The sequence below is a fragment of the Agrobacterium sp. genome, from assembly GCF_032092815.1.
GTDB lineage: Bacteria > Pseudomonadota > Alphaproteobacteria > Rhizobiales > Rhizobiaceae > Agrobacterium.
The window spans coordinates 15,640-31,369 of record NZ_DAMDBP010000042.1 but is presented as its reverse complement, the minus strand read 5'-3'; the positions used below and the strand labels follow the sequence as shown (position 1 = coordinate 31,369).

General features: G+C 53.7%; 15 protein-coding genes and 1 pseudogene. 6 read left to right on the top strand and 10 right to left on the bottom strand.

Annotated features, from left to right (window positions below):
• The 3 genes from RT613_RS19470 to RT613_RS19460 form a co-directional block, all read left to right on the top strand.
• The coding region (locus RT613_RS19470) for an SDR family NAD(P)-dependent oxidoreductase (RefSeq protein WP_313618038.1) at positions 1–436 on the top strand (436 nt) is incomplete at its 5' end.
• A 224-nt stretch (positions 437–660) separates the two neighbouring features.
• Positions 661–1,173 (top strand): hypothetical protein, encoded by a 513-nt coding sequence (locus RT613_RS19465; protein ID WP_313618037.1) that lies wholly within the window; start codon positions 661–663, stop codon positions 1,171–1,173.
• A 7-nt stretch (positions 1,174–1,180) separates the two neighbouring features.
• Positions 1,181–1,624, top strand: a complete 444-nt coding sequence (locus RT613_RS19460) for a DUF421 domain-containing protein (protein WP_313618036.1) — start codon at positions 1,181–1,183, stop codon at positions 1,622–1,624.
• Positions 1,625–2,532: 908 nt separating this feature from the next.
• Here the strand turns inward: RT613_RS19460 and RT613_RS19450 are convergent.
• Positions 2,533–2,826 (bottom strand): hypothetical protein, encoded by a 294-nt coding sequence (locus RT613_RS19450; RefSeq protein WP_313618035.1) that lies wholly within the window; start codon positions 2,824–2,826, stop codon positions 2,533–2,535.
• 794 nt (positions 2,827–3,620) lie between these two features.
• On the opposite strand from RT613_RS19450, the gene RT613_RS19445 reads away from it, so the two are divergent.
• On the top strand, positions 3,621–4,145 hold the full coding sequence (locus tag RT613_RS19445) for a sigma-70 family RNA polymerase sigma factor (RefSeq protein ID WP_313618034.1): 525 nt from the start codon (positions 3,621–3,623) through the stop codon (positions 4,143–4,145).
• Positions 4,146–4,175: 30 nt separating this feature from the next.
• Here the strand turns inward: RT613_RS19445 and RT613_RS19440 are convergent, their stop codons facing one another.
• Positions 4,176–4,526, bottom strand: a complete 351-nt coding sequence (locus tag RT613_RS19440; protein WP_313618033.1) for a hypothetical protein — start codon at positions 4,524–4,526, stop codon at positions 4,176–4,178.
• A gap of 220 nt (positions 4,527–4,746) precedes the next feature.
• Positions 4,747–5,559, bottom strand: a complete 813-nt coding sequence (locus RT613_RS19435) for an MOSC domain-containing protein (RefSeq protein WP_313618032.1) — start codon at positions 5,557–5,559, stop codon at positions 4,747–4,749.
• On the opposite strand from RT613_RS19435, the gene catE reads away from it, so the two are divergent.
• Positions 5,522–7,675 (top strand): catalase C, encoded by a 2,154-nt coding sequence (gene catE, locus RT613_RS19430; RefSeq protein WP_313618031.1) that lies wholly within the window; start codon positions 5,522–5,524, stop codon positions 7,673–7,675. The two genes, RT613_RS19435 and catE, sit on opposite strands and share 38 nt — an antisense overlap.
• Before the next feature lie 243 nt (positions 7,676–7,918).
• On the opposite strand, the gene RT613_RS19425 is transcribed toward catE, so the two are convergent.
• From RT613_RS19425 to RT613_RS19405, 5 genes and pseudogenes are all read right to left on the bottom strand, one after another.
• A complete protein-coding gene (locus RT613_RS19425) occupies positions 7,919–8,497 on the bottom strand; it encodes a cysteine hydrolase (RefSeq protein WP_313618030.1) in 579 nt (192 codons plus the stop codon).
• Between the two features lie 41 nt (positions 8,498–8,538).
• A pseudogene (locus RT613_RS19420) lies at positions 8,539–8,812 on the bottom strand (NAD(+) synthase); the annotation flags it as partial.
• Between the two features lie 384 nt (positions 8,813–9,196).
• On the bottom strand, positions 9,197–9,709 hold the full coding sequence (locus RT613_RS19415) for a DUF305 domain-containing protein (RefSeq protein WP_313618029.1): 513 nt from the start codon (positions 9,707–9,709) through the stop codon (positions 9,197–9,199).
• A gap of 15 nt (positions 9,710–9,724) precedes the next feature.
• The gene (locus RT613_RS19410; RefSeq protein ID WP_313618028.1) at positions 9,725–10,465 is read right to left on the bottom strand and encodes a glutaredoxin; all 741 of its coding nucleotides are present in this window, start codon (positions 10,463–10,465) and stop codon (positions 9,725–9,727) included.
• Positions 10,466–10,550: 85 nt separating this feature from the next.
• A complete protein-coding gene (locus tag RT613_RS19405) occupies positions 10,551–10,655 on the bottom strand; it encodes a hypothetical protein (protein WP_409558860.1) in 105 nt (34 codons plus the stop codon).
• An 885-nt stretch (positions 10,656–11,540) separates the two neighbouring features.
• Between RT613_RS19405 and RT613_RS19400 the strand changes: the two genes are divergently transcribed.
• On the top strand, positions 11,541–12,347 hold the full coding sequence (locus RT613_RS19400; RefSeq protein ID WP_313618048.1) for a Ku protein: 807 nt from the start codon (positions 11,541–11,543) through the stop codon (positions 12,345–12,347).
• Positions 12,348–12,350: 3 nt separating this feature from the next.
• Here the strand turns inward: RT613_RS19400 and ligD are convergent, their stop codons facing one another.
• Complete coding sequence (gene ligD / locus RT613_RS19395) at positions 12,351–14,882, bottom strand: DNA ligase D (protein ID WP_313618027.1); 2,532 nt, start codon at positions 14,880–14,882, stop codon at positions 12,351–12,353.
• 2 nt (positions 14,883–14,884) lie between these two features.
• Positions 14,885–15,730 (bottom strand): Ku protein, encoded by an 846-nt coding sequence (locus tag RT613_RS19390; protein ID WP_313618026.1) that lies wholly within the window; start codon positions 15,728–15,730, stop codon positions 14,885–14,887.

Sequence of the window (15,730 nt, the reverse complement as noted above, 5' to 3'; positions counted from 1 at the left end):
AGTCCAGCAGGTCGGACAACAGATGCGTACACGCGGCTCTGGCCGAATTCTTATGACAGGTTCGATCGCCGGGTTCATGCCTGGTACGTTCCAGGCGGTCTATAATGGTACGAAGGCGTTCATCAATTCTTTCTCCATCGCGCTGCGGGAGGAACTGAAGGACACCGGGGTAACCGTAACCTGCCTGATGCCGGGGGCAACTGACACCGAGTTCTTCGCTCGTGCCGACATGCTGGATACCTCAGTCGGTCAGGCAGAAAAGGATGATGCCGCCTTCGTGGCAAAGGTTGGCTTCGAAGCAATGATGGATGGCGAAGGCGACGTCGTTTCCGGATGGAAGAACAAGCTGATGTCGGCGGCCGCAAACGTGATGCCTGCTGAAACGCTGGCTAAACAACATCGGAAGATGTCTGAGCCCGGCTCCGCAGATCAGTAGGCAGCCCGCTGTCGCTATCACTTGTCCGCGAATTGACCAACTGCCACTTTTTTCGACATGCTTATGGGCTGCGTATAATGGCCTTGGCTTCCGACGGCAGTGGTGAGGACCATTGACCGACATGTTCCCGGCCGAACTGGAATAGGTGAGCATTGAGGTCCCAACCGCAACTATCCGGTCTTAATGGCGTTTAACACTGATCCAGCATTATTGAGGAGCAGGCCATGGATCCTCTGGATGAGCCGCAAGCCCGAAAGGACGGACTTCAGCTTGACGAACATCGCCGGTTTCAAGAGCGTTTCTGGACAGTTGAGCGAGGCACTTGGTGCGTGTTTTCACTTATCATCGCTCTCGCTCTTGCTGGAGCATTCGGGTCGGGTGGCCCGCTTGCTACAAAAGTGACCGACACCGATATCGTACTTGTGGAGCATCCCCGGATTGGCCGTCGGGAAGGTACTGACGAGATGTCCGTGCGGTTCAGGCCCGATCCAGCACTGGAGACGCGCTCACTGTTCCTGACAAATTCTTTCGCCGAGGTATTTCAGGTCGAGGATATCCAGCCATTGCCTGCCCGGACTGCGATCGAAGCCGACGGTCAGAGACTACATTTCAACAATCCAGGTCTGGATGGCGGCACTGTGAAACTGCATCTACGGGCGCAGTCTGTGGGCTATGCGACGTTCGACATTGCCGTTGATAATTATGTCCTGTCACTCTCCAGCTTTATCTTTCCGTGAGGTACTTATGGAATCAGTCATCCGTGGCGCTGCGATCTATTTCATCCTCCTAACAGCCCTCCGACTGTCTGGTCGACGAACTGTCGGGCAAATGACCCCGTTCGACCTTGTGCTCCTCCTTATCATCGCTGAAACCACTCAACAGGCCCTGTTGGGTGATGACTTCTCCATTATTAACGCGATAGTTTTGATCGTCGTGCTGTTCAGCATCGATATCGGGCTATCCTATGTCAAGGAATGGGCACCGCGACTGGCGCGCATCATCGATGGTGCGCCAACCGTTCTGATCTCAGACGGCAAACCCGACTTGCGTGCCATTGCTCGATCGCGGGTAAGCCTCGAAGACGTACTGACGGCAGCAAGGCAAGAGCATGGCTTGGAAAGGCTCGGCCAGATCAAGTCAGCGGTACTTGAAGCAGATGGTGCTGTCAGCATCATCTCGCGCGAGTGAGGTGACGCTATAGCATAGAGACGTTGCCTCTCGACCACCCCGTATCGGATGGTATCCGTCCGGTTTAGGTCGGACTTATTCGGGAAACCCTCTGCAACAACGATGGCGATTGCCTCTGAACGGCGGGCTATCGATGGTGCCAAGCGTAAGGCCGTTACTGATCAAGGCAGCCGCCGTCCTTTGCATCATTCCACCCCGTCTCACGGCAACCCCGACGCCGTTCATGTAGGAGCGGGATCTAAGGCGCGAAAGACATAGGCGCCAGCAAGTTCAGTCGGCCGGCCAGCCCGGCAGATAAGCGTTTGCTTTGCGGATTTTTCAGCCTTCTCGGCCGACTCAATTGAGGCAATGAGCGGCGTTCATCGGCCAGTGAGACGGCATTCGTTTGGACGCCTTGCACCGCGAGCGAATCTTTCTGAAGAGGATAAATCCGGAAAGAAAGAAGAAAGTCGTATTGGTCAGGATGATCGGCCATTCATGCCGCAGCAACCCAAACGCCGACCATAGTGCGAAGCCGATCACCGTGATCGTGTACATCCATCCCGAGATCACCGCAGGTTATCCGACCTGATAACTTTGACAACCTTAGGGACGAAGCTTGTCACTGAACATGCCGAAGCGAGATATCCGACGATGAGTGCGATGTCGATTTTTCCTCACACGGCATTTGGTATTGAGAGAAGCTGTCTTGGAGACAAAAGGTTTGACAAGTATGCGATAAGACTCATCAGGGCCTGGGAATGGCTGTGATGCTCGATGCAACACTTGGGCTCAACGATCGAGTACGCAGCGAGCTACATTTCGCTCACGCTGACGCCCCATTGCAGGCTTGGTGCCTGCGTCTAATATAGAAACTCGCATCTTTGAATGATGGATATGTCGGCGTCCGAGCGCTCAGCTCAGCAAGACTAATTACAATTTCTATCTTGCTTTCGCCAAAGCTCATTACCTGCTGGTGCAGGCTGAAACTCAGCGTCCTTGATGCCCAGTTCCTGAACAGCAGTCTCATGCATCAACCTAAAAAGCGCCTCATCAATGAGGTCGTCGAGCAATATAGATGGATCACTCGTTGCTTTCATGATTGTCGTTTCAACAATACGCTGACGCGTCGTAGTTGCGTGTGTGTAAAGCTTGACCCGCTCATTGAGAAGCGGGCGAATTTGGAATTGGATAATGGGTTTTTCAATGGATGGGATGGTCATGTGCCTCTCTCCCTTCCTTGCAGGCAAGAGCACATAGTAACCCTCAAGCGTCAGCGCCTACGTATTCGGTTGCTGACGATGAAAGAACCGTATTCCTGCCAGGCACTAATGTCGAGTAATCATCTTGTAGGGGCTTCCTGTGCGGTCCGCACCGCCGCACCGCCGGAACATTTTGCGAGGCTCGTGGTTAGGATCGTCTAGCGCACCTGACAAAAAGTAATGATGCAAACCCTCGGGGGTTTTGGGCGAAAATTCCACTCGTCCGCGTGGCTGAAAAGGAAAGCGATATGAAATCGAAAACTAATGTTCCACCAGAACCAGGTACGGACGATTCCCGCTCCACTGACGATTTGCATAGCCGAAAGGATCGCCAAGCAAGTAAGTCAGAGGCGGAAAAAGGCTTCCAACAACAGAGAAAACATGACGAGCCAGACCCGGTTGAGGGTAAACAGTGAGGCGTGTCGCTGATGGACAGACTCTGTCTTTTGCTGGCCATCGCCTTTCACGCTGATTTATCGTATTGCGATAACGGCGAGGGAGAACACGAATTGTTCTGGCTGACTAAGACCGGATCTCAACGCATCTAGTACTTGAAAAAAAAGCGCGAGCGACGTCACTGAGCCGGACTTTTGTACCTTTATGCACGGACATAAAGACCGGCCTCGTCGGGTTAGATGGTAAACCTGAACGGGCCATGCCTCATTTGATGTCCGTTTGACCACGACTTGGTAAGGCAGCGTACTGCAACCAAACAGGTCCTTTCGGCTTTTCCTCTTATTCACGAGGAAAATCCCATGATCCATCACCGCAGAGGCGATGAGACCAAGATTGCCGCCAGCGAAACAGAACTCGATGAATTGAGGGCTGATATTGCAGATATGACCCCGGCCCTCGTCGCGTTCGCCCGCCGTTTTGTTCGTAACAACGCTGACGTCGAAGATCTGGTTCAGGAGACAATCTTCCGGAGCTTGCGCTCATTGCATTGTTTCACCCCGGGTACTTCCCTGAAGTCGTGGCTATTTACGATCATGCGGAATACCTTCTGCACGCGATACAAGCTGGCGAGGCGGGAATGTGTGGGGTTACCTACGCAAGTCCAAGAAAGAATGTCGACGCCAGCTACCCAGGACTGGACGCTGCAGCGCGAAGACGTCATGAGAGCAGTCCGGGGGCTGGATGACGACCAGAGACAGGCTCTGTTGCTCGTCGCTGAGGGTACCAGTTACGCGGACGCTGCGAAGATCTGCAAATGCAAAATCGGAACGATTAAAAGCCGTGTTAATCGTGCGCGAGAAGCACTACGACATAAGCTGAACTAGAACGCGCTTTTCAAGGGTAGTAACGCGACCTCAATGTCGGGTGGCTCCCTGTGCTTTCAAGGCTGAAATTATGTGATGAATGTCCAGTTTCTCGGTGGAGAGCACAAAACAGCCGGGATGGCTGCCTTTCACCATTTTGGGCACAAAAAAGATGTACGGTATCGATTGGGCGTCGAGCAGTTCTGTCAGGCGAAAAATCGCATCGGCGTCGTAGCGAATGTCGATTATGGCACAGGAAAACTCAAGCGATCCGCAGAGAGAACCAATTGAGTAAGGGCCTTGCAGCGACACCTGCGCATCGTGCCAGGCCGCTTCTATTTCAGTGGTAACGCTATCCGTCTTGCCAATAACGGCGATCCTCAGGTGCTCGGTAGCCGACATATCTCACCTTTCGGTAGCGCAGTGTTATAAGATCATCGTCTGATACCAATGCTAGGCTATACTATCAAGTTATCCGCCCTAGACCGCATTTTCTCCTTCTCTTCCGTCGGGAAAACAATCCATCGTAACTGTGTATTTCAACTCAGTCTCCCAAGCTCGACCGAACCTACGGCGGTTACGTCAATAACGGCGGTGCACGTTAGGAGCCTACAGCCACTTTTCAACCGGCTTCGATTGTACGGGGTATCTCGACCTGACAGGACACACCAAGAGTACGACGGTATCGCCTCACAATATTCCTCAGGATTTCGGGCTCCTCATCAAACCCGGGCTGAGATATGAACGTCATCGCGCACCGTTTCGTCAGTTCGGCAGCTTTCACTGAAATGCCACCGATGAACGAGACCGATCCTAGCCATTCCGATTCAATAAATCCTGAGGAGCCATCTGCCTCAATAAGCAGGTTCGGACGGAAGCGCCTGCTGTCCCTGGCATTTGACGTAGCCGTTGTTGCAAGTTCATTTAACGAAGCGGTGGCCACCATATGGATAGGCGCCAAGACATACCGGCCAGGTATTGCGGGAAGCCATCCATCGCACCCAATTCCTACCAGCGCGCGGCGCGCCACGAGGATGCCATTCCTGCTACAAAAGCCTTTTTTCTTCAGGCATATCAAGACGAAGAAAAGCATAGGTCCTGGATGGAGACGACTGCGCGGACGATTTAGGTTCCACAGAATATGCTTGGTGCGAGGGCAAGCTCCAGCCCTTCGCACCAAGCGGTGGCAATTTGCGCAACCACCACGAGATGATGTCACCGGCAACGAATAAATCCTCCCAGACACGGAACCGTTGGCGCTGAACGAGGTTCGGAGACCCAATTCCACGTCAATGCAATGAAGGATGCCGCTTCCCGAAATGGTCTTTCGCGCCTGATCACCGTTTTGAATGAGCAACACATCAATCATCAAATCACTTTGTCTTTGAGGAGCTAACATGGCCAAGAAATCCAATTTGACGTCATCTTCCGACAAGAGATCAGTTGCCAATATTCACGACATCAAACTTTACCGGGGGGCAGGGGGTGAACTGCATCAGATCGCCGAGGATGCTGCGGCGGTCCTCACGACGGCGCAAGGAGCGCCTGTCCATGATGATCAAAACTCGTTGCGGGTCGGCGCGCGGGGACCTCTCGTTGTCGATGACTTCGATTTCCGCGAAAAAATGTTCCATTTCGACCACGAGCGCATCCCTGAACGGGTGGTACACGCCCGGGGCTACGGTGCGCACGGTTATTTCGAAACATATGATTCTTTAGCAGCCTATACCAAAGCTGATATTTTTCAGCGAGCCGGAGAAAAAACGCCGGCTTTCGTCAGATTTTCAACGGTTGCAGGCAACAAGGGCTCCGCAGACCTCGCACGAGATGTTCGTGGTTTTGCAGTGAAAATCTACACAAATGAGGGCAATTGGGATCTAGTCGGTAACAACATCCCTGTCTTCTTCATCCAGGACGCAATCAAGTTTCCAGATTTGATTCACGCCGCGAAGCAAGAGCCAGATCGCGCCTTCCCCCAGGCGCAGACAGCACACGACACTTTTTGGGATTTTATCAGCCTTACTCCGGAAAGCATGAACATGGTCATGTGGATCATGTCCGACAGAACCATTCCACGATCTTTGCGATTTATGGAAGGGTTTGGAGTCCACACCTTCCGCCTCGTCAATGCGAAAGGAGAATCAACCTTCGTGAAGTTTCACTGGAAACCAAAACTGGGGCTACAGTCCGTGGCGTGGAATGAAGCGGTCAAAATCAATGGCGCTGATCCTGATTTCCACAGACGTGATCTTTGGAATGCAATACGGTCAGGAGACTTCCCGGAATGGGAGCTACAGTTACAGCTATTTGACCAGGACTTCGCTGATAGTTTCGACTTCGACATTCTGGACCCGACAAAAATCATTCCTGAGGAGGTTATTAAACCGCAACCGGTGGGCAGGCTGGTCCTCGACCGTATGCCAGACAATTTTTTTGCCGAAACAGAACAGGTTGCGTTTATGACACAGAACGTTCCGCCCGGCATCGATTTCAGCAACGACCCGCTGTTGCAGGGCAGGAATTTTTCCTATCTCGACACACAGTTGAAACGTCTGGGCGGACCAAATTTTACGCATCTACCTATCAACGCCCCGAAGTGTCCCTTCGCGCATTTTCAGCAGGATGGCCATATGGCTATGCGCAATCCGACGGGGCGGGCCAACTATCAACCAAACTCGTTCGGTGAGGGACCGCGCGAAAGTCCAGATCGCGGCTTTCGCCACTTTGCTGCCGAGGAGCAAGGGGTGAAAAGCAGATCGCGACCAGAGAGCTTCGCTGACCATTACAGCCAGGCCCGTCAATTTTACCTAAGTCAGACGCCTCCCGAGCAACGTCACATCGCCGCAGCTTTGACATTCGAGCTCAGCAAGGTTGAGACAGCGGCCATACGCGAGAGGATGATCTCGCATCTTCTCAATATCGATGAAACTCTCGCTAAAACTGTCTTCCAAAAGCTTGGTCTACAGAATATGCCGAAACCTGCTGATGCTGCAGTGGCAACAAGGAAAGACCTTGAGCCCTCGCCCGCGCTTAGCATCATCGAGCGTGGCCCTGGTCGCTTTGAAGGTCGAAAACTTGGTATCCTGATTACCGATGGGGTCGACGAAATATTGCTGCGGGGTCTGATGGAAGCTGTCACGTCCGAAAAAGCAACATGCGAACTTGTGGCGCCCAAAGTGGGGGGGGTAACGACCTCGGGAGGAACGTTCATTGAAGCCCATCATATGATTGATGGTGGTCCATCCGTACTCTTTGACGCGGTGGCGCTGCTCACGTCAGATGCCGCGATCGATGATCTTGTCAATGAAGCGACCGCGCGGGACTTCGTGGCGGACGCATTCCAGCATTGCAAGTTTATCGGCTACGATCTCTCAGCAAGTCCGTTACTGGAAAAGGCCGGCATCGCCGACAAGCTGGATGAAGGGGTCATTTCCCTACCGGGTGAGGATGGCCTTGCCGCTTTCGTGACCGGGCTCGGGAAATTGCGAGTTTGGGCTCGTGAACCATCACTGAAATTGGGTAAAACTTCGGTCCCTGTCGAAGAAAACTAGAGGTCGATCTGCACCGTTTGAAGGAGTTGCCACAAGGGCTGATTTTCGTAACCAAGTTGTGTCAGTTGACGCTGATGCTCTTGAGTTCGTCACCAGCCTATTGGATCATGGTGCCGCATTAAAAATTGCGATCACGCTAGGTCCTGCCGTAATGCGGCATCGTCCTGCATGTTTTCGTAACGGTGGAAGCATTCGCGAGAAACTCTTTCGCGCACTTTAGGGTTGGGTCGATGAAAGCCGGCCTCAGGATCGGAGTTGGGCCATGAATTCTGCAGCCTTGGTAATTTCCAACTGAGCCGAAAAACGGCTTCTCAGTAATTCGAGGGCCGCGTCATGTGTTTCATCTGTGCCGCTACAGACCGCGTCCTCCAAAACGATCACCTTGTAACCAAGTTCGATGCCTCCGATCGCAGCTGCAAGAACGCACACGTCGGTTTCGCCTCCCGTGACCACAACGGTATCAACGCTTTCTGCGTGGAGCTGCTGATGAAGATGTCCGCTCGTCCAGGGAGAATAGGTCATTTTATCGAGGATACGGGCTGGAGGTATGAGGTGGGCGAGATCTGGAACGACGTCCAAAAGCTCAATGGCAATCTTTGCGCGTGTCATCTCGTGCCATTTTTCGTAGTAGGCCCTCCACATTCCGGGCATATCGGTTGCTCGCTCCGGCGTCATGAAACGCGTGAATATCGTTCTTTGTGGGTGGCATTCTGAAAGCTCAATTATCTCGCCCGATACGCGGCTCATCCAAGGGACATGCCACGGTGTATCTTCAGCGAAGATACGTTGCATATCGATGCACAGATGGACCCACTGGTTCATTGTTTCTCCTCAACGCGCTCCCATTGCATATTCAGGCTATCTCACTCAACTGGCACCACAGGTAAGGCGCGTTCGTTAGCCGATGCGTGACAAGCCGCCGTGATTTTTCCAAATGCTGACGGTGAGATCGTCCTTCCCTCAAGGAAATCGTCAATCTCGTCATACGTTACACCGTAGACATCTTCGTCAGGCTTCAAAGCTGCGTCGCTCGCTACGTACACGCCGTTTATTACGTCCAGAAAGTGGGAGCACGTCAGCCGCGCCATCGCCGAATTTTGTCTATAATCCCATCAACGCCTCGGCAGCGTGGTCCGTCACAAGTGTCTACTCCGAAACTGTGCGCTGCAGAAGGCATTTCTCTCATCTGATCACAGTCAGCAATACACCTCAAACTGGGGTTTCTGAGACAACTTGCAGCCTGGTGGGCGTGAAAAAAGGGCACGCCTTTGTTACAGACGTGCCAATTTACCATCGAGAGCCAAGTATACGGGGGAAGAGTATCCTGGCAGGATAGCAACCTCGAAGTGGGAAGTTTGTTCCCGAAATTGAACTGCTTTTTTCCGAGATATGCAGAAAGATGACAACGGCAAGATACACGTGGGTTCCAACGACGAGCTTTCGTAGCAGGGGTTGCCAGTTTTGAAAAAACAACCCGGACCATTCGATGATCTATCTCCAATGGTCGACGGCGTTAGCCTCTTATTGGGCTGGCGCAGGCGCGCCACGGTCGCGATAAGACGGGAGGTCGGGAGCGGCTTGGGGAAGCGGATGCGCATTGAGGTCAGCGATGAGCATTTTCATCTCCTCGATTTCGCGGACCTGCGCCTCAATGATTCCGTCTGCCAGTTCGCGTACCCGAGGATCTCTGATGTGCGCGCGCTCACTGGTCATGATCGCTATCGAGTGATGCGGGATCATTGCCTCCATATAGCTTACATCGTGGACCGTCTCCTGGCTGCGCACGAGCCAAAGGGATCCGCCAAAGACCAAAACGCTGACCGTGACAATGATGACATTGACGGTCTTTTTCTTGTACATTGACCACATGAAGCCGATCATGATGATCGCCATGGTCGCCCCCATGACGAGTGCCATCCAAGTCCGGGTCTGGCTGTAGAAGACGTGCTCCAGGGCATAGGTATTCAGGTACATCAGCCCGAACATGATGACCGTCGAGGTGACGATCATAGCAGCAAAGCGGCTATAGGACATGGCTTTCTCCTTCCGTTATTTTATAAGCATCCAGATCGCCATCGCGATCATCATCAGATTTTCAGTTAGTGAGATGAAGCCCAAGGGGACATTACTGTCACCGCCGACGCAGGCACATTTCAGCTCACGGCGGTAAATGTAGACGGCTTTGAGCACCGAAACGGCACCGATAGTGCCGATTACCAGCGCAACAGGAATCGCCAGCCATAAAAATACACCGGCAAACATCAGAACCCCGGCAAGTGCTTCGCCGAATGGATAGAGGTAAGCATAGCGAATCCAGCGCTGAGCTAGCAGATCGTAGCCGAGAAACATGTTGGAGAAGCTTTCGATGTCCCGAAGCTTCATGATTGCCAGTATGCACATCGAAATCGAGACGAACCATTCTGCGACGCGAATGTTCAGTACCGCGCCGAACATGGCCCACCCGGCAGCAACGGCCATTGACGCGGACACGGCGAACACCGCGATCACCGGCTGATAAGTAACAGCATTTGGATCACGAACGTTTTTACCGAAATGACGAAGCAGATCGTCGTAACCGCCGACCCGCTGTCTATCGATGAATGTCTGGGGCGTTGTCTCAACCTTGTGCTCGGCCTTGAACGAATTGATCTCCTCGCGGGTTTTCAGCCAGTTGTCGTCAACAGAGAAACCCTCATGTTTCAGCAGATCGAGGGACTTCAAGCCAAACGGGCAGACGTGATTTGGCATGACCATCCGGTAGATGGTCGCTTTGCGTGGATGAGCATTCATCAGATCACCTCCAATATTTTGGCGCCGTACGCGATCGAACAGATCGACAGGTTCGGGCAGTTTCTGCTGTTGCTCACTGGCGTTGCTAAGGCCTAGTGGCATTAGCGACCCAGTGGACGGAATGATCGCGCAGAATATCGCTCTCTGCTCGGACGAGGGACGCTTTGACAGCCTTGATCTGCTTTAGGATGTTTATGCACTAGCGATCGTCAGAAACCAGCCGCGCCAAATCCTGGACCTGACCGGCAATCCGGGTCAGCCGAACGATCTCTGCCCGTTTTGTGATCGCCGCACATCGTTACCCGCATATCCTAGGCCAGTACGTTCAACGATTGCAGTCCGCCATTGTTCCCTTACGACAACGAAGACTTCGCACGTACCGGCACAAAGGGACGCCTTTGTCATGTGCTAAGGGCGAAAAGGGGGGCATCGCATTTGGTATGATCCAGGTTCATATGAACGGATAAGTATAGCTGGTTCCCTCGCAGTTGGCAGCGTGGGTTCAAGCAGTGGCTCCACATCGTCTCGATATCATGACGGGCTCCGAGCTTTTGCATTGTTCTTTGGCAACCAGATGCAATCGCCAAATGGGCAACCGCAGCCTTTCCTCAGCGGCCATTCGCATCGGAGGTATCGCCGCTAATGCGATGCCTGCTGGCTGCGGCGATCGAGATCAATGCTGGCTGTGACTAAGGCTGCGCTGGTGGTGAGACTTCTCCTCCTCGAATTGAGTTCAGTGCAGGACGCGCCAACCTACCCACCACTGCCCAGAAGCCCTGTGGCGGGGCGTGTGGCAAATATCAGCCTCAGATATCACGGCATTCTCATGGATCCAAGCGAGCTGGCTTCTCGAGCACCGCTGCGTTTTCCTTCGCGTTCACACAGGAGCGATAATGACACCAAACGCATTCCTCACAGACCCAAAACGTCAACAGCTTTGATCGATGACCGTTTCTGGCGCGAGATCGTCAAAGCTTCGGCAAGCCGGACCCTGTTCGTGATGCCGCCAAGACGCCGTCGGCAAAAAGGCACAACAGTTGGTGGAACCCGAGTATCGCGATCGCGTTTTCGACCAATGGCACGACAAACATTCTGGAAGGGTTATTTGAGGCTCTCGCTGGTCACAGCGGCAGTAAAGCTGACGCCGGCGACAACAGAGAGCAACAAGGTGCGGTTTCATGTCCTGAACCGTAGGACCAAGAACCGTGTTGAGAGCCGGTACCTCGACAGCGTGACCCACAAGCCGGTTGTCGATAAGGATCAGGTCAAGGGTTATCAAAAAGACGAAGGTGACTATGTCCTGATTGAGGATGACGAGATCGATGCGCTCGGCCTTGAGAGCACCCGCACAATCGATATCGACACATTTGTCTCGCGCGAGACCATTGATTGGATCTGGTATGAAAAGCCGCACTTTTTAAGCCCCGCCGACAAGGTAGGTACAGAGGCCTTCTGCGTTATTCGAGAGGCAATGGAAGCAAGCGGCGTTGTCGGGATTGCAAGACTGGTCCTCTATCGCCGGGAACGGGTAGTTTTGCTGGAGGCAAGTGGCAAGGGCATAATTCTCTGGACGCTAAGATATGGGGATGAGGTTCGCGAACCCACGGAAAGGATCGAGGCGAAAACGAAAGTAGACCGCAAACTCCTGAAGGTTATGACCGGTATGGTGGAGGAGCGAACCGGACCCTGGTCGTCCAAGCTGGTTCAGGATCCGGTGCAAAAGCGAATGAAAGCGCTGTTAGCCAAAAAGCAGAAGGCATCGAAGCCCACCAAAACGCCGAAGAACGTTGTTCCGGTGAAGACTGAAGGCAACGTCATCAACATCATGGACGCTCTCAAAAAGAGCCTTGCCAGGGAAAGTCGCAAGCGCCCATCGAAATAGCTGCTATCGCGTGCGAACCACGATCGGCTTTGCTGCAGCAAAGAAGCCGTCCCATGGATCCTTCGAAAGCGCTTCGAGCCGCCTCGGCACATTGTTAATCGTGAAGTGCGCTGGACCGAGGTCAGTATTGAGCTCATCCCACGCGAGGGGCGTGGAGACGGCAGCTCCCGGTCTTGCCCGTGTCGAGTACGGTGCCACCGCCGTATTGCCTCGGCCATTGCGCAAGTAGTCGATGAAGATACGCCCCTTGCGTTTTGCCTTGGTCGCCGTGGCGAGATAAAGGCTTGGGTCATCAGCCGACATGTCATTGGCGAGACTCTTGGCGAAAGCTTTCACCTGCGCCCAGGTTGCCTTCGGTTCGAGAGGTGACACCACGTGCAGGCCCTTGCCACCGGACGTTTTGACAAAGGCAAAAAGATCGGACGCCTCGATCCGCTTCTTCAACTCGTAAGCTGCTGCGATGACGTTATCCCACGGCACGTCGTCGGCCGGATCAATATCCATGGTGAGTATGTCGGGCTTTTCCCAATGATCGACCGTCGTGCCCCAGGGATGTATTTCCAGAGCCGCAGACTGAACGAGTGCCACAAGACCGTCGAAATCGACGATTTTCAAGAGCTTGCCCCCGCTCCTGTCCTTCGGGTCGGTAACTTCCTCGATATTGGCGTTCATGCCTTTCCAGCCATGTTTCTGAAAGAAGCGCTGTCGACCGGTGATCCCATCCGGTGCACGTAGCAAAGACAGCGGTCGTGAGACGACGAACGGAGCCATGAAGCGCCAGACCTGGGAGTAGTAGTCGACGAGGCCTGTCTTGGTGATCCCTTCGTCCGGCCAGTAAATGCGATCAGGGTGGGTGAGCTTGACGGACGAGGCGGGCATTTTCCGGGTCTGTGCAGCACGTGTCGCCTCGCGTACTACCTCTTTTGACGCCTTGTCGTCCCGCAGCCCGCGAAAAGAAGCATGCCGTAGATTACCACCTTCCGACCAGGCTTGGAACTCGACCTCAGCGACCAGAACGGGCTTCACGAAGATCAGATCGCGACGTCCCGAAGGGCTTAACTTGTCATCGAACGGGCTTGTCTTCTGGTCGAGTTCGTGGAGCTTGCGATAGAGGTCCTGCGCAACGGCTACACTAAAACCGGTCCCGACACGGCCGACATGAATAAATCTTCCATCTTCGTAGATGCCCATTGCAAGTGAACCGATTGCGTCAGGGATCGCCGTTGCGGGGGTGTAACCGCCGATTACAAATTCCTGACGCTCGGAACATTTCGACTTGATCCACTGACCCTTGCGACCAGAGATATACTTTCCATCGCGTTTTTTTGAGACCACACCTTCAAGGCTCAGTCGGCAGGCATGGCTCAGCACAAGCTCGCCACTTTCCCCGAAATGTGCGCTATAGCGCAGGACAGAACCATCCTTCTGATTTCGGATTAGGTTTTCCAAAAGTATCTTGCGATCGATCAAGGCTGCGTCGACGAGATTGTGGCCGTCAAGATATATCATATCGAAGGCGTAGTAGACAAAACGATCGCTATGTCCTTCGCTCAGGTCACTCTGCAAGGCGGAGAAATCCGATGCGCCATTGTCACGCTCGACGACAATTTCGCCGTCGATGATCGCGCTCGACACCGGCAGGTCCGCCAACGCTTTGCTGAGCCTCGTTCCGAATCGATCGGACCAGTCGAGCCCGCTGCGGGTTAATAGCGTCACTTGGCCATTGCGGATGTGAGCCTGCAGGCGATATCCGTCGAACTTGATTTCGTGAAGCCAGCCATCACCGGCGGGTGGTTTTGGTTTCAGCGTGGCCAAGGCGGGCTGAACAAATCCGCGCATTCTTGCCTCACGCGCGCCTGTTGGCCATTCCGTGTCACGAGAAGCTTTTATAGACGGAGACGATTTGCGCCTCACGGTCGTTTTGTCCCGCGTCACTTTTGCGTTGGTTTCCCAGACCGCATCAGGATCCTCCGCGACAGCTTCTATACTCCGGCCGCTCTTTGCAGATTTAGGGAACTCGTCGAGAATATCTTTACCCCCACGTCGGGCGTCCTCGTCTTCAGCCTTTATAAGCAGCCAGTTCTCACGCTTTTCTTCCGGCTTGTCCTTCATGCGCACCAAATGCCAGCGGCCTTTCATCTTCTCGCCGTCCAGCTCGAACTCAAGATGTCCTTTGCGATAACCCTTCTTTGCGTCGCCGACAGGTGTCCATGAACCGCGGTCCCAGACGATAACAGTGCCGCTACCATACTGGCCTTTTGGAATGATGCCTTCGAAGTCGCCATAGTCGAGCGGGTGATCCTCCACATGGACGGCAAGACGCTTCTCGGTTGGATCGAGGCTCGGGCCTCGTGTAACAGCCCAACTCTTGAGGACACCGCCCATCTCCAGGCGAAAATCGTAGTGAAGCCGTGTGGCGTCATGTTTCTGGATAACAAAGCTGTTGCCGTTGGATACGCCCTTGGCCGCCCGGCGCCCGGGCGGTTCTGGCGTTTGTTTGAAATTCCGTTTGGAGTTGTAGGTTTGCAGCGCCATGGTCAGCTCGCCTTGCGGTCTTTCGACGTTGACTTTCTGCCCGGCGCGGCTTTTCGATGGTTACTGGTTCTCCCACTTACCTTGACGCTTTCTCGCAGAGCATCCATCAAATCAATGACCCCAACTTTGGGCTGAGGCTTGCTCTTCGGTGGTTTGAGGCCTTCCAACTTAGCCTTGACCAGCTCGACCAGGGCTGCGTCATAGCGGTCGTGATAAACTTCCGGTCTGAAAACTCCGGATTTGGTCGAAATAATATGTTGCGCCAGTTTCAACATCTCCTTGTCGAACTCGATGTCGGGGATATTCTTGAACGTCGTGATCGCCGAACGCACCTCGTAGTCGAAATTCAGAGTTGTGGCCGTGATAGTGTCGTCACTGGGGCGGATCAGCAGCGTCCGGAAACGCCGAAACAAAACACCCGAGGCGATCGCCGCGACATTCTCCGCCATCATTGCCCTTGCCAATAATTGCAGAGCTTCCTTATCTTCCGGTCCGATGGGTGTTAGATAGTAGGGTCGATCAAAATAAAGCCTGTCGATTTCACCACATCGGATGAAGCTTGAAACAGTCAGAAGCTTGTCGCTTGCCGGCATCAAATCGGTGATTTCATCCGGTTCAAGCACAATATGCCTACCGCCTTCGATCTCATATCCCTTCACCTGGTCTTCGCGATCGACCGGTGCTCCCGTCTCACTGTCCACAAATTGGCGCTCGACACGATTTCCGGTTTTTCGGTTGACGATGTTGAAGGAGAGCTTTTCGTCCGAGGCGACCGCGGTGTAGAGCGCGACAGCACAGCCAATTTCGCCTATCTTCAAGTGGCCCTTCCAGCTCGCCCGCGCCGACAT

Coding starts and splice junctions, on each gene's coding strand:
- RT613_RS19465 (WP_313618037.1), top strand. CDS start 661: ATGGATCCTCTGGATGAGCCGCAAGCCCGAAAGGACGGACTTCAGCTT.
- RT613_RS19460 (WP_313618036.1), top strand. CDS start 1,181: ATGGAATCAGTCATCCGTGGCGCTGCGATCTATTTCATCCTCCTAACA.
- RT613_RS19450 (WP_313618035.1), bottom strand. CDS start 2,826: ATGACCATCCCATCCATTGAAAAACCCATTATCCAATTCCAAATTCGC.
- RT613_RS19445 (WP_313618034.1), top strand. CDS start 3,621: ATGATCCATCACCGCAGAGGCGATGAGACCAAGATTGCCGCCAGCGAA.
- RT613_RS19440 (WP_313618033.1), bottom strand. CDS start 4,526: ATGTCGGCTACCGAGCACCTGAGGATCGCCGTTATTGGCAAGACGGAT.
- catE (WP_313618031.1), top strand. CDS start 5,522: ATGGCCAAGAAATCCAATTTGACGTCATCTTCCGACAAGAGATCAGTT.
- RT613_RS19425 (WP_313618030.1), bottom strand. CDS start 8,497: ATGAACCAGTGGGTCCATCTGTGCATCGATATGCAACGTATCTTCGCT.
- RT613_RS19415 (WP_313618029.1), bottom strand. CDS start 9,709: ATGTCCTATAGCCGCTTTGCTGCTATGATCGTCACCTCGACGGTCATC.
- RT613_RS19410 (WP_313618028.1), bottom strand. CDS start 10,465: ATGAATGCTCATCCACGCAAAGCGACCATCTACCGGATGGTCATGCCA.
- RT613_RS19400 (WP_313618048.1), top strand. CDS start 11,541: ATGGCACGACAAACATTCTGGAAGGGTTATTTGAGGCTCTCGCTGGTC.
- ligD (WP_313618027.1), bottom strand. CDS start 14,882: ATGGCGCTGCAAACCTACAACTCCAAACGGAATTTCAAACAAACGCCA.
- RT613_RS19390 (WP_313618026.1), bottom strand. CDS start 15,730: ATGTCGGCGCGGGCGAGCTGGAAGGGCCACTTGAAGATAGGCGAAATT.